This window comes from Kribbella sp. NPDC056951 (assembly GCF_042674205.1).
GTDB lineage: Bacteria > Actinomycetota > Actinomycetes > Propionibacteriales > Kribbellaceae > Kribbella > Kribbella yunnanensis.
On the sequence record NZ_JBHUQZ010000005.1, the window covers coordinates 1 to 13257 of the forward strand.

The following is a 13257-nucleotide window of genomic DNA, read 5'->3' on the forward strand; positions in this document are numbered from 1 at the left end:
CCGACGCCACCAACACCCAGCCCGGCACCGACCCCGACCGGGCCAGCTTCACCATCGCCCTCAACGCCGCCCGCGACCAACTCATCCAAGCCACCAGCGTCATCACCCACGCCGTCACCGACCTCGTTGCCAACATCGGCCGGCTCGTCCTGGCCAACCTCCTACCACCACGCCGAACCCGTCTCAGCCCCCGCGCCGTCAAACGAGCACAATCGAAATACCCCGCCAAACAAGCAAAAATCAACCGCACCACCTACAAAGCCACCATCACCATCGACATCCTTGACACACCACCCTGACCACTAACTAACCGGCCTTGGGGTGAGCCCACCAAATGACGTGGGACGGAAGAGGGCGGGGTGCAGCGATGGACGGCGGCCGCCCGAGCGAGTTGCTGGGCACACGCCGGCTCGAACTGGGGACCGAAACCACCCGAAAGCGACCGTCAGCGCTCCCCGTCCCCGGCGACCGGGCCACCCTCGACAGGTGGGGAGGGCAACTGCCCTGAGCGGCCAAAATCCACCCCACACTGCAGATTCCGGGCAGGAACGGGGGGTGCGGAGACCGCACGGTGGGCGTGAACAAGGAATCACCTGTTCACCGCCACCAGTTCCTGTCCAAACCCCCGTGTCGACGAGCCGGGGAGCCGGGGCCGACCGGGAACGGACGTAGGCGGCCGGCGGCACTTGTCGGTCGCCGTCGACCGGGTGCCGCTCAGCGGGTGGGGAAGATAGTTGGCCTCACCGGCCCGAGATGCGCCCCACAGTGCGGATTCCGGGGAGGGGCGGGGCGCGGGTGAGGGTTTGCGGAGGTCCACTGCCGCTGGGTGACAGTAGGCATTCGTGTAACGGCAGAAACCACCGCGATGGGTCACTTGACAGGGCACATCACCCTCGGCGGCAACCGAAGACCGTCAGCCCGAGGCGGCGTGCGCCTCTGGTCGCTGGCCTCGCCAAGCGGCTTAGCCACAGGTCCGGCCAGCCACACCTCCTCTGTAAGCCGGCCGCGGCGGCGGTCAGGGACCGCCGTAGGTTTCCGGCCGCATCGCCGTGGCCTAGTTGGCCGGTTTGTGGTCGATCGCAGTCACCTGGCGACATCTTCTTTCCACACAGGTGTGCCGGGTGGCGGGAATTTGGGTTTTATGGCTTCTCAATAGCGTCTATACGGTCGATTCATGGAGAAATTTCAGACGGCGGAAGAGATGTTGGCGGCGTTGCGGGCGGGTGAGGTGAGCTCGGTGGAACTGACCGAGGAGGCGATTGCGCGGATCGAGCGGGATGACACGGCGATCAACGCGATTTGTGTGCGGGACTTTGAGGGGGCGCGGGTTGCGGCGCGGGAGGCCGACCGGGCGCGGGCGCGTGGTGAGGACCGGGCGTTGCTGGGGATTCCGGTGACGGTCAAGGAGTGCTACAACATGGTCGGGCTGCCGACGACCTGGGGGCTGTCGGAGTACCGGGAGTTTGTGCCGACCGAGGACGCCGTACAGGTGTCTCGGCTCAAGGCGGCGGGGGCGGTGGTGCTGGGGAAGACCAACGTGCCTTTGGGGCTGCAGGACATTCAGAGCTTCAACGAGATTTACGGCACTACGAGCAATCCGTGGGATCACGACCGTACGTCGGGTGGTTCGTCCGGTGGATCGGCGGCGGCGCTGGCGGCTGGGTTCGGTGCGTTGTCGATCGGTTCGGACCTGGGTGGTTCGTTGCGGACGCCGGCGCATTTCTGTGGTGTGTATGCGCATAAGCCGACACTCGGGCTGGCGGCTACTCGGGGGATGGTGGTGCCGCCGGAGCCTGCCTTGCCGGTCGATCTCGATCTGGCGGTGGTTGGTCCGATGGCGCGTAGTGCTCGCGATCTCACGCTTCTGCTTGATGTGATGGCCGGAGCGGATCCGCTGACGGCCGGGAAGGCGCAGGTCACGAGCCTGCCGCCGGCACGGCATGAGCGGCTAGAGGACTTTCGGGTGCTGGTTGTTGACGAGCATCCGCTCATCCCGACGGGCGCCGCTGTGCGGGCTGGTGTGCAGCGGGTGGCTGACGCGTTGGTTGATGGCGGGGCTGAGGTCGAACGGCATAGTCCGTTGCTGCCTGACCTGGTTGAGGGCGCGCGGCTCTACATGCAGTTCCTGTTCTCGGGGTCTGTCGCGCGCTTCCCCGTGGACGAATACGAGCAGCTGCAGATCCAGGCCGCCGGGTTGAGCGCGGACGACCAGAGTCTTGATGCGGCGCGGTTGCGGGCCATGGTGCTCAGTCATCGCGACTGGCTTGGGGTGAACTACCAGCGCGAGCTTCATCGGCATGCTTGGCGGCAGCTGTTTGCTGAGTTCGATGTCGTGGTGTGTCCGATCACACCGACGCCTGCGTTTCCGCATGACCACAACCCCGATGTGCTGGAACGGCGGCTCGACATCGACGGCGTCGAGTACCCGTACTTCGATCAACTCGTCTGGGCGGGTTTGGCGACGATGCCTGGGCTGCCGGCGACCGCCGTACCAGCTGGTCGGTCGCCGGAGGGACTGCCGGTGGGGGTGCAGTTGATCGGCCCGATGTTCGAGGATCGCACGCCGCTGCGGTTGGCCGAGCTGCTCTGAAATTGGTACGACGTCGGTTGAGGGCTTTGGTACGGTTTGGGCATGCAGTATTACTACTTCCTCTGACAGACCTGGATCCCGCGGCGCCCGATCGGGCTCGGCCGCGGTTCTGACGTCCGCTGTCAATCCATGTCACCGAACCTCGGCAGAGCTCTGCCCGGGTTCGCTTCGGAGGAAGTATGTCCAGCATCACCACTGCCCTAGCTACCCGCGCCCGAGCGCACCTGACCGCGAGCGGGATCCGGATCGCGCGGGGCGGTCATCCCGTCCTGAACGGTGTCGACCTCACCGTGTCGGCCGGGGATCGGCTCGGTGTGGTCGGCGAGAACGGTCGCGGTAAGACCACGCTGCTGCAGATCCTGGCCGAACGACTCGTTCCCGATGCCGGCGAAGTCCGTCGTACCGGTGCGATCGGGATCGCCGACCAGGAGATGCCGGTCGCCGACGACCGCACTGTCGGCGACCTCATCGACGTCGAACTGACCGACGTACGGGCTGCTTTGGCGGCGTTCGACGCTGCGGCCGCGGCGCTTGCCGAGCAGAGGCCGGGCGCGGACGACCTGTACGCCGATGCTCTCGCCGTCGCCGAGGCGTTGGACGCGTGGGACGCCGATCGGCGGGTCGACATCGCGCTCGCGGCGTTGAGTGCGGTCGACGATCGGAGTCGCGTGCTGTCGACGCTTTCGGTCGGACAGCGCTACCGGATTCGGCTGGCGTGTCTGCTCGGCGCCGGGCACGAGCTGCTGTTGCTCGACGAGCCCACCAACCATCTGGATGCGGGCGGTCTCGCGTATCTGACCGCGCAGTTGCAAGCGCATCCCGGTGGCGTGGTTCTCGTCAGCCACGACCGCGCACTGCTCTCGGATGTCGCCACGGCGATCCTCGATCTGGATCCGACCAGCGACGACCTGCCGCGCACGTACGGCGGCGGCTATGTCGGTTACCAGGAAGGCCGTTTAGCCGAGCGCGACCGGTGGGAGGACGAGTACCGCACGCAGGTCGCTGAACGGCAGCAACTCGCCAACGATCTGTCCACCGCACAGAACCGGTTGTCCACCGGCTGGCGCCCACCCAAGGGCACCGGCAAGCACGCCCGGGCGACTCGCGCGCCCGCACTGGTCCGCGCGGTACATCGACGACAGGAGGATCTCGAAGCCCACGTCATCTCAGTCCCCCGGCCGCCAATGCGGTTCCGGATGCCAGAGCTCGGTTCGCGTCCCGGCGCGACACTGATCCAGGCCACCTCGGCCGGGATGCCGGGTCGACTCGAGTCGATCGAGTCGGTCCTACTGCAGTCGGGTGACCGGCTGCTCGTGACCGGCCCGAACGGCGCGGGCAAGTCGACGCTGCTGTCACTCCTGGCCGGTCAGTTGCCTCCAGCAACAGGTGTGGTCCAGCACGGGCCCAACGTCCGGATCGGGCTATTGAGTCAGGAATCGCCGGAACCGTCCGCTCGGCGTGCCTACGAGGTGTACGACACAGCGGTCGGACGATTCGTCAGTACCGGCAAGCTCGCCGAGTCCGAGCGCGTCTCGTTGAGCGAACTCGGCCTGCTGGGTTCCAAGGAGTCGTCCCGCTCGATCGGCGAACTGTCGATCGGCCAGCAGCGCCGACTCGACCTGGCGATCCTGCTCGCCGCCCGACCCCACGTCGTACTGCTGGACGAACCAACCAACCACCTGTCGATCGCCGTGGTCGACGAACTCACCGACGCGCTGCGCACCACCCCGGCCGCAGTAGTCATCGCCACCCACGACCGCCAACTCCTCCGGGACCTGTCCGACTGGCCGGCGTTGCAACTTTGAGCGTCAACGCCGGGCGGCCCACACGGCGCCCGGCGAGACGTCGTTCAGCAGGTGATCGCCGATCAGGCGGGATTTGTAGATCGCCGGGTTGTGCGACGCGACGGTCCGCGCATTCCGCCAGTGCCGATCGAGCTGCCGGGTGTGACTGGTCGCGGACGCACCACCCACCTCGAACAAGGTCGTGGCCGAGGTCAGCACCAGGTCGATCACCGTCACCTGTGCCTGGTACGCCGCGATCTCGGCCGCGTCGACCAGTTCCTGAGTGAGGCTCCCGTCGTACGCCGCATCGGCGGCGAGACCGACCTGCTCGGCCGCCGCGAGGACGGTCGCGTCGACGGTGAACGACGACGCCGACAGCCGGCCGATCACCTGCTGCACCAACGGATCCTGGCGTGGGACCGGATCCACCGACGCCGGATACGCACGCGTTCGCGGCTGGACGAAGTCGACCGCATCCCGCACGACAGCCCGGCCGATCCCAGCCAGGGTTGCCAGCAGGACCAGCTGGAAGAACGCAAGCAGATGGCTGGGACCGCGATCCCGCCAGCGATAAATGTTGTCCGCGGCAACCTCGACGCCGTCGAACACCGTCGTACCGCTGCCGGTCAGCCGCTGGCCGAAGCCGTCCCAGTCGTCGGTCCGGGTGACTCCCGGCGCATCCGACCGAACGCTCACCGAAACCCGCTCACCGGTCTGCACCCCGCCGACCGAGATCCAGTCCGCGAACAGGGTGCCGGTGCTGTAGTACTTCGTCCCGTTGAGCAGCCACCGATCACCGTCCTGGGTCAGCGCGGTGCGCGGCTCGGCGAGTGACGTCGTCCCCAACTCACTCGACGCATTACCGACCAGCGAACCGGAAGCAATCTCCCGGCCCCAGCGTTCACGTGCTTCCAGATCCGCGTCGACGATCCTGGACTCGGTGAACGCGAAATGCCCACGCAGCAACTGCGGCAGGTTCGAGTCGGCGGCACCGAGTTCGATCAGCAGCCGGAACAACTGCGGCAGGCTCGCACCGGAACCGCCGTACTCGACCGGCACCCGGAGCGCACCGAACCCGGCCTCACGCAACCACTCGATCTCCTCGAACGGCAGTTCGCGCTCCCGCTCCCGCTGTACGGCGTTCTTCGCGATCCGCTCGAAGATCGGCCGGAAGCGGCCGGCGAGTTCGTCGTAGTCAGGCGTCGTCATCGAGACCTCCCGGATCAGATCACGCCGTGGCGTGGGGGCAGGGTGCCGTTCAGCGCGTGCCGGCCGAGGTGCTGGAGCTTCCAGCGTTCGGGATCGTGCAGGGTGTGGGTGCGGGCGTTGCGCCAATGCCGGTCGAGGTTGAGGGGCGCGAGCGCCGACCTGGTCCCGCCGACCTCGAAGATCGCGCTCGAGATCTCGACCGCCGCACGTCCGGTCGCGACCTTTGCCGCCGCGACGGCGAGCGAGGCCGCGGCCACCGACTCGTCGGTCAGCTCCGCGCGCTGGGCCGCGTCGATGGCCCGGGCCGCCGCGACCAGCAGCGCCTCCGCCGACCGGCGCTGCAGGTCGAGTTCGCCGAATCGCTGGATCAGCAACGGCTCCTCGGCTGCCGATTCGAGCCCGGACTCGAACCATGGCCGGGTCTTGGTGCGGACGAACTCCGCAGCTTCGGCGAGTGCACCGGCCGCGATGCCCGCATCGATGGCGGCGTGGATCAACTGCGCATAGGCACCGTGCAACTGCGGCCCCTCGAAGGTGAGGTGATGGGGAGCGACGTGGCTGTCCGGCACCAGCACACCGGTCAGCTTGACCGTGCCACTGGCCGTGGTTCGCTGACCGACCCCGTTCCAGTCGTCGATGACCTGCACCCCGGCCGAGTCCGCGGCCACGAACGCGACGTTCAGCTTGTCGTCCTCGCCACGCGCCAGCACCGGGATCCAGTCGGCGAACAACGCGCCGGTGCTGTACTGCTTCTCCCCGTCGAGCCGAAACCCGCCGCCGGGCTCCCGCACGAGCCGGGTACGGATGTCCTGCAGGTGCCGGGTTTTGGCCTCGGACTGCGCGTTACCCAACCGGCGGCCTGCGAGCAGATCCGTGAAGACCAGCTTCCGCAACTCCGCCGAGCCCTGCCGCTTCAGCACATTCACATAGGCGAAGTGACTCTGCGGGATCTGAGCGACATTCGGGTCGCCGATGGCGAGCAGCCGAATCACCTCGGCCAAGGTCTCCGCGCTGACCTCGGCGCCGCCGTACTCGGCGGGAACGGTGATGGCCAGTAACCCGCTGGCGGACGCCGCCTCCAGCTCGGTCCACGGCAACTCACGCTCGGCATCGCGTTGCGATGCTCCGGCGGCGAGCACCGGCACCAGCCGGCGAGCGGCTTCCAGCGCTTCGGCATCGCTGCCGATCACGACGGCGCTCATTTGCCGGCCAGCCAAGCGCCGGTCAGCACCGGCTGCGGATGCGAGGTATCGATGGCCACCCCGTGCAATCGCTTCTGATAGGCCCATTGCGCGTTGGCCTCCCACTGCGGCAAGGCAGGCACGAGCTCGATCAACCGGTGCTGCGCCTGCGCGTAGAGCGCGGCCGCCTTGGGACCATCCGGCGTACGGCGTGCTTCGGCCAGGATGGCGTCCAGCTTCGCATCCTTCAGGTACGACGCGTTCTGGCCGATCCGGGCGCCCGGGATCTCCGAGGAGTGGTAGCGGATGAAGAGCACGTCGGTCGTGTTGGTGTGCCAGTAACCGCTGGTCAAGTCGTAGTCACCGGCGTATCGCCGATCGGTGACCTGTGCCTGCGGCAACTGTTCGATCCGCAGCTCGATACCAACTGTCTTGAGTTGCCCCTGGACCTGCACCAGCTGCGGGCTCGGTGTCGCGCTCTCGACCGTGGGCAGCGCCAGGCTCAAGCGTTTGCCGACGGCATTGATCCGGTAGCCCTGTCCGTCGCGTCCGGTCCAGCCGGCCTTGTCCAGCAGCTGATTCGCCAGGCCCGCGTCGTACTTGAGGATTCCCTCGGTGGTCTTGTCGTAGTACTTCGAGTTCGAGGCGAGGTAGTTGTCCTTGACCGGGAAGTAGCCGAAGCCGACGCTCTTGGCCACGGCCGCGACATCGACGGCGGCCACCACAGCACGCCGTACGGCGAGGTCGTTCAGCGGGGCGCGGCCGGTGTTGAACCAGATCGCGTTCGGGTGGCCGGTCCGGGTCAGGTTCTCGAACGTCAGGTTCTTGTTCGCTTCGACCGCTTTGGCGTTCTGCGCCGGGACCAGGTCGGTGATGTCGTACTGGCCGCTGGTCAGCGCGTTGAAGCGCACCACCGGCTCGGGGACGATCGTCACCTCGATCCGGTCCAGGTACGCCTCGCCCTGATGTTTCAGCCAGGCCGGCGCCCAGTTGTAGCCGGCCCGCCGGACGTAGCTGATGCTCTGACCGCGTTTGTAGCTCTCGACCACGAACGGCCCGCTCGCGATCGGCTTGTCACACAGCGTTTTCGGCGACTCCTTGATCGCCTTCGGCGACAGCACACCGAGCCAGGACTGCGCGAGTACATAGGTGAACGGCGTGTAGGCCGAGGAAAGGTGGACCTCGAGGGTGCGCGCGTCGATCACCTTCGAGTCCTTGTACGGCGCGATGTACGCAGCCGCCAGCGGGGACTTCGTCTTCGGGTCACGCATGTGCTCGAGGTTCAGCTTGAACGCTTCCGCGTCCCAGGCGGTGCCGTCCGAGAAGGTGACACCGCTCTTCAGCTTGAACGTGTACGTCGTCCCGTCCGGTGACACGGTCCAGGAATCGGCCAGATACGGCGCCGGGTTGCCCTCCCGATCGAGGGTCGTGACGGTGTCGTAGGCGATCCGGCCGAGATACTGGTTCAGTCCACTGGAGATCGCGTGGCCGTCGAGGCACAGCGGATCACCGGAGATCGCGAACTTCAGTGTGCCCCCGCGCACCGGCGAGCCGCTGTCGGCGCCCTGGCCGGCCGACGCGGAAGTTCCGCAGCCGGCGGTCACCAGCGTGGCGACTGTCACCAGGACGGTTCCTAGACGTTTCATACTGACACTCCAGCGGGGATCGGTTTGCCGGTGCTGAAGCCTGCTTCGGCTCGTACGGCGGGGTCTCGGTAGCGGGCACCAGGATGGGTGTCCGGCAGGCGTGCGTGGCCGGCCCCGAAGAGGCGTTCGCGCAGGGTCTCGCCGTCGGCGTACGACTCGCGGTACCGGCCGCGGCGCTGCAGCTCGGGGATGAGCAGGGTGGAGATGTCCTCGGCCGTCCCGGGGGTCAGGAACTGCCGCAGGTTGAAGCCGTCCACGTCGGCGTCGTCCAGCCAGCCGATCAACGTGTCGGCGACCTCCTTCGGCGTCCCGGCGACGAAGAAGGCACCGCGGGAGATCTTGCTGAACTGGTCGACGATCTCGCCGACGGTGAAGTCCGGGTCGTAGCGGCGTTCGATCCGCTGGTAGCCGGGATCCTTGCGGGCGATGATGTCGGCGATCCGCTCCTCGCGCGGGTACTGCGACCAGTCCAGCCCGGCACCGGCGTGAGCGAGGTGGCCGTCGATACTGCGCAGCCGCTCGAACTCGGCGACCTTGCGGGCGACCTCGTCGTCGTTGCGGCCGACGATCACCGCGGCGCCCGGGAAGAACCGGACCGCGTCCCGGCCACGGCCGTGCACCGCCGACGCGGTTCTGATGTCGTTCACATGGCCGCGCAGATCCGCGACCGTGCGACCACCGATGAAGACCGCCTCGGCGTGCTTGGCCGCGAACGCCTTCCCCGCGTCGGAGACACCGGCCTGGAAGATCACCGGCGTCCGTTGCGGTGACGGCTCGGACAGATGCGGACCGGCGACCCGGTAGTGCTCACCGTCGTGGTTGATGTAGCGGACCTTCGCCGGATCGGTGTAGACGCGCTGGTCGCGGTCGAGCTGGACGGCGTCGTCGTCCCACGATCCCTCCCACAGTTTGTACGTCACATCGAGGTACTCGTCGGCGATCGCGTAGCGGTGGTCGTGCTCGATCTCATCGGCCAGCCCGAAGTTGCGGGCGGCGTTCGGCAGGTAGGACGTGACGACGTTCCAGCCGACCCGCCCGTTGGTCAGATGGTCGACCGTGCTCAGCCGGCGGGCCCACGCGAACGGCGGCTCGTAGCTGGTGGAGAAGGTGACCGCGAATCCCAGGTGCTTGGTCACCGCGGCCATCGCCGGTACGACGAGCAGCGGGTCGTTGTTGGGGATCTGCACCCCTTCCCGCAGCGCGGTTTCCGGTCCGCCGCGGAAACCGTCGTACGCCCCGATGACGTCGGCGATGAAGACCGCGTCGAACAACCCGGCTTCGAGGATCTCGGCCAGCTCGGTCCAGAAGCCGATCTCGTTGAACCGGTGCCGGTTGTTGTCCGGGTGCACCCACAGCCCGTGCGAGATATGGCCGGGCGTGTTCATCTCGAACAGGTTCAGGTGGATCTGTTTAGGCATGGGCAACCACTCCTTGGGTTCGCGCGCCGAGGGCCGGGATCGCACTCAGCAGATCGCGGGTGTACTCGTGCCGTGGTTCGGTGAAGACCTGTTCGATCTCGCCCGCCTCGACCACTTGGCCGTCGCGCAGCACGATCACGCGATCGGCGAGGTGGTGGACGACGCCGAGGTCGTGCGAGATGAACAGGTAGGCGACGCCGAGCTGGTCCTGGACGTCGCGCAGCAGGTCGAGGATCTGCGCCTGGACGGAGACATCGAGGGCGGAGACCGGCTCGTCGCAGACCACGACCTGCGGTTCCGACGCCAGGGCGCGGGCGATCGCGACGCGTTGCCGCTCACCACCGGACATCTCGATCGGCCGGCGTTTCAGGAAGTCCCCGTTCAGCTGGACGAGCTCGAGCAGCTCCCCCGCACGATCCCGCCGGGTACGGCGACTTGCGCCTCCGGCCGCGATCGCCTCGTCGAGCACTCGCCCGACGGTGAAGCGGGGGTCAAACGAGCTCAGTGGGTCCTGGTAGATGACCTGAAGATTGCGGTGTGCCTTGCGACGGTCGAGACCGCGCAGCGACGACCACGAGACACCGTTCACCAGCACCTCGCCACCGTCCGGGGTCTCGATCCCCAGCGCGATCCGGGCGGTCGTGGTCTTGCCCGAACCGGACTCGCCGACGAGACCCAGCGTCTCCCCCGCACGCAGCTCGAACGACACCTGGTCGACCACGGTCCGGCTGACGTGGTCGGGCCCGGTGAACTTCTTCACCAGATCCCGCGCCTCGACGACCACCTTCCCCGGCTCCCGGCGTACGGGCTCGGCGGCGGTCGCCGTACTGGTGAGCCGGCGGCCGCGGGAGCGGCGGGATGGGACGGAATCGAGCAGGGACTGGGTGTACGGGTGCCGTGGATTGCCGAGGACCTCGTCGACTGTGCCGGTCTCGACGATCTCGCCGTGCCGCATCACCGCGATCCGCTCAGCGATCTGCGCGACCACGGCGAGGTCGTGGCTGACCACGAGCATCGAGGTCTGGCTGGACTTGAGCGACTTGAGCAGCTCGAGGATCTGCGCCTGCACGGTGGTGTCCAGCGCGGTGGTCGGCTCGTCCGCGATCAGGAACGACGGACTGGTCCCGATCGCCGAGGCGATCAACGCTCGTTGCCGCAGGCCCCCGGACAGCTCATGAGGGAACTGACGCGCCCGCAGCTCGGGCTCGGGAACGCCAACGGCGGCCAGCAGGTCGACCACCTTGAGCTGCCGCTCGGCCTTGGTCAGCTGGGTGTGGAGAGCGAGCGGCTCGGCGATCTCCTTACCCACCGGCCGCAGACCGTCGAGCGAGGCCAGCGCATCTTGCAGGACGAACCCGATCCGGCCGCCGCGCAGTCGGCGCCAGTCCTTCGCACCGAACCCGCGCAGATCCGCGCCCTCGAAGGTCAGCCGATCCGCAGTGACCGTCGACCCGGTACCGGTCAGACCGACCAGAGTGCGAGCCGTGACGCTCTTCCCCGATCCCGATTCGCCTACCAGCGCAAGGGCTTCCCCCTGCTCGACCGCGAAGCTGATCCCGCGCACCACCTGCTTCGCCGACCGTCCGCGCCCGAAGGAGACCGAGAGGTTCTGGACGTCGATACTCATCGTCCGGACCGTCCTTCCGAGCGGCGGCGCAGCTCGCGGCCGACGACGGCGATCGAGATGACGGTGAGCGTGAGCGTCACCGCCGGTACGACGATCAGCCAGGGCGCGTTCGAGATGAAGTTGCGGCCGACCGACAAGGTGGCACCCCATTCCGGACTCGGCGGGGCGGCACCGAGCCCGAGGAAGCTCAGTGACGCGCCGGCGCCGATCATGCCGCCGACTCCGATGGTGGCGAGCACCAGCAACGGCTTGATCGAGTTCGGGAGGACATGCCTGGCGATGACCTGCAGCCGGGACAGTCCGAGCGTGCCGGCCGCTTCGACGTACGTCGATCTCCGGACGACATGTGCCTGGGCGCGGACGAGCCGAGCGTAGTAAGGGATTCCGCCGATACCGAGCGCCCAGATCGCGTTCTGCGTGCCACCGCCGAGAAGGGTGATGACCACCAGGGCCAGCAACAACTCCGGTACGGCGAGAGAGACGTCAATGAACCGCATCACCGCGGCCTCGACCCACCGATGTGACAGCCCGGCCAGCAGCCCGAGTACGACGCCACCGATCGCGGAGATCGCGGTCGCCGCGATACCGATCGTCAGGGACAGGCGGGCACCGTGGATCATCCGGCTGAGCACATCCCGGCCGGACTCGTCCGTCCCGAGCAGATGCCCGCTGCCCGGTGGCAGGAAGCTCTTCGCCGGATCGACCAGCAGCGGGTCGCTCGGCGCCAGCAGCTTCGGCGCGACGACCGCGACAGCCAGCACGATCAGGAACAGGACGGCCAGGGTGAGGCCGGGGCGGAACGTCACTCCCCGCAGGCGGATCCGGGCCACGGCCGGAGCGAACCGCGGCAGTACTTCGTCAGGGGTTGTCATGAGGTCACCAACCGAGGGTCGATCGCGGTGTAGAGGAGGTCGACGACGAGGTTGACCACGACGTACACGCCGGCGGACAGAATCACGACGCCCAGGACCAGCGGGATGTCCTTGGCGTAGACGGCGTTCAGCAGCAGGGCACCGACGCCTTGGCGGGCGAACAGAGTCTCGGTGATCACCGAGCCGCCCAGCAGGGTCGCGACCAGGAAACCCGACATCGTCACCGTCGGGATCAGCGCGTGCCGCAGGGCGTGCTTGATCCGGACCGCGGCATCACTCAGACCGCGGGTGCGCGCAGTGAGGATGAACGGTTGCTCCAATACGTCTTCCAGTTCGTTGCGCAGCACCTGGGTGAGCGTCCCGATCACGGCCAGCGCGAGCGTCGCCGCGGGCAGCACGAGGGCGAGCGGACCGTTGTTCCCGCCGATCGGGAACAACGGGATCGTGAACGCGAAGACGATCAGCAGCGCGAACCCGATCACGAAGGTGGGCGTCGAGGCCACGACGACCTCGGTCCCGGAGAACAGCGATCGCAACCACGGCGCCCGATGCGCCGTCAGCAGCGCGAGGCTCACCGAGACGACGACCGCGAGTACGGCGGCGGTCAGCGCGAGCTGCGTCGTCGCGCCGACCTGTTCGGTGATCGCGGTCAGCACCGGGATCCGCAGTACATAGGACTGACCGAGATCGCCCTGAACCAGCCGGCCCATGTAGTGGACGTACTGGAGCAGGACCGGGTCGTTCAGCCCGTACTCCAGCCGGACCTGGTCCAAGACCTCCTGGGTCGGCCGCGCGTCCGGCCCGCCGAGGATGGCCAGGGCCGGATCGCCGGCGGTCAGTTGCAGCGCGATGAACGCGAGCGTTGCCGCTCCCCACAGCACGACCACGGCCAGCAACAGCCGGATGCCGATTCGCTTCAGGTATCGCATC

Annotated in this window: 9 protein-coding genes and 1 pseudogene; 3 read left to right on the plus strand and 7 right to left on the minus strand. The window is 67.7% G+C overall.

Translation table 11 applies throughout. From position 1 onward, the window contains the following. The 3 genes and pseudogenes from ACFTSF_RS20920 to ACFTSF_RS20930 all read left to right on the plus strand — a co-directional run. Positions 1-299 (plus strand): annotated as a pseudogene (locus ACFTSF_RS20920) (hypothetical protein); the annotation flags it as partial. A gap of 875 nt (positions 300-1174) precedes the next feature. Then, positions 1175-2590, plus strand: a complete 1416-nt coding sequence (locus tag ACFTSF_RS20925; protein WP_380155299.1) for an amidase — start codon at positions 1175-1177, stop codon at positions 2588-2590. Between the two features lie 179 nt (positions 2591-2769). After that, positions 2770-4395 carry an ABC-F family ATP-binding cassette domain-containing protein gene (locus ACFTSF_RS20930; protein WP_380155301.1) on the plus strand — a complete coding sequence of 542 codons (1626 nt, stop codon included), beginning with the start codon at positions 2770-2772 and terminating at the stop codon, positions 4393-4395. A gap of 3 nt (positions 4396-4398) precedes the next feature. On the opposite strand, the gene ACFTSF_RS20935 is transcribed toward ACFTSF_RS20930, so the two are convergent. From ACFTSF_RS20935 to ACFTSF_RS20965, 7 genes are read right to left on the minus strand one after another with little or no spacing between them, the layout of a single operon-like run. Continuing rightward, complete coding sequence (locus ACFTSF_RS20935) at positions 4399-5583, minus strand: acyl-CoA dehydrogenase family protein (RefSeq protein ID WP_380155302.1); 1185 nt, start codon at positions 5581-5583, stop codon at positions 4399-4401. A 14-nt stretch (positions 5584-5597) separates the two neighbouring features. Continuing rightward, entirely contained in the window at positions 5598-6785 is a 1188-nt protein-coding gene (locus tag ACFTSF_RS20940; RefSeq protein WP_380155304.1) for an SfnB family sulfur acquisition oxidoreductase, read from the minus strand. Then, the gene (locus ACFTSF_RS20945) at positions 6782-8410 is read right to left on the minus strand and encodes an ABC transporter substrate-binding protein (protein ID WP_380155305.1); all 1629 of its coding nucleotides are present in this window, start codon (positions 8408-8410) and stop codon (positions 6782-6784) included. The genes ACFTSF_RS20940 and ACFTSF_RS20945 overlap by 4 nt, the downstream gene beginning before the upstream one ends. Further along, positions 8407-9828: an LLM class flavin-dependent oxidoreductase gene (locus ACFTSF_RS20950; protein WP_380155307.1), complete on the minus strand. Its 1422-nt coding sequence runs from the start codon at positions 9826-9828 to the stop codon at positions 8407-8409. The genes ACFTSF_RS20945 and ACFTSF_RS20950 overlap by 4 nt, the downstream gene beginning before the upstream one ends. Further along, the gene (locus ACFTSF_RS20955) at positions 9821-11455 is read right to left on the minus strand and encodes a dipeptide ABC transporter ATP-binding protein (RefSeq protein WP_380155309.1); all 1635 of its coding nucleotides are present in this window, start codon (positions 11453-11455) and stop codon (positions 9821-9823) included. The genes ACFTSF_RS20950 and ACFTSF_RS20955 overlap by 8 nt, the downstream gene beginning before the upstream one ends. Next, on the minus strand, positions 11452-12327 hold the full coding sequence (locus ACFTSF_RS20960) for an ABC transporter permease (RefSeq protein ID WP_380155310.1): 876 nt from the start codon (positions 12325-12327) through the stop codon (positions 11452-11454). Before ACFTSF_RS20960 ends, ACFTSF_RS20955 begins: the two co-directional genes overlap by 4 nt. Beyond that, on the minus strand, positions 12324-13256 hold the full coding sequence (locus tag ACFTSF_RS20965; protein WP_380155311.1) for an ABC transporter permease: 933 nt from the start codon (positions 13254-13256) through the stop codon (positions 12324-12326). The genes ACFTSF_RS20960 and ACFTSF_RS20965 overlap by 4 nt, the downstream gene beginning before the upstream one ends. Position 13257 lies beyond the last annotated feature (1 nt).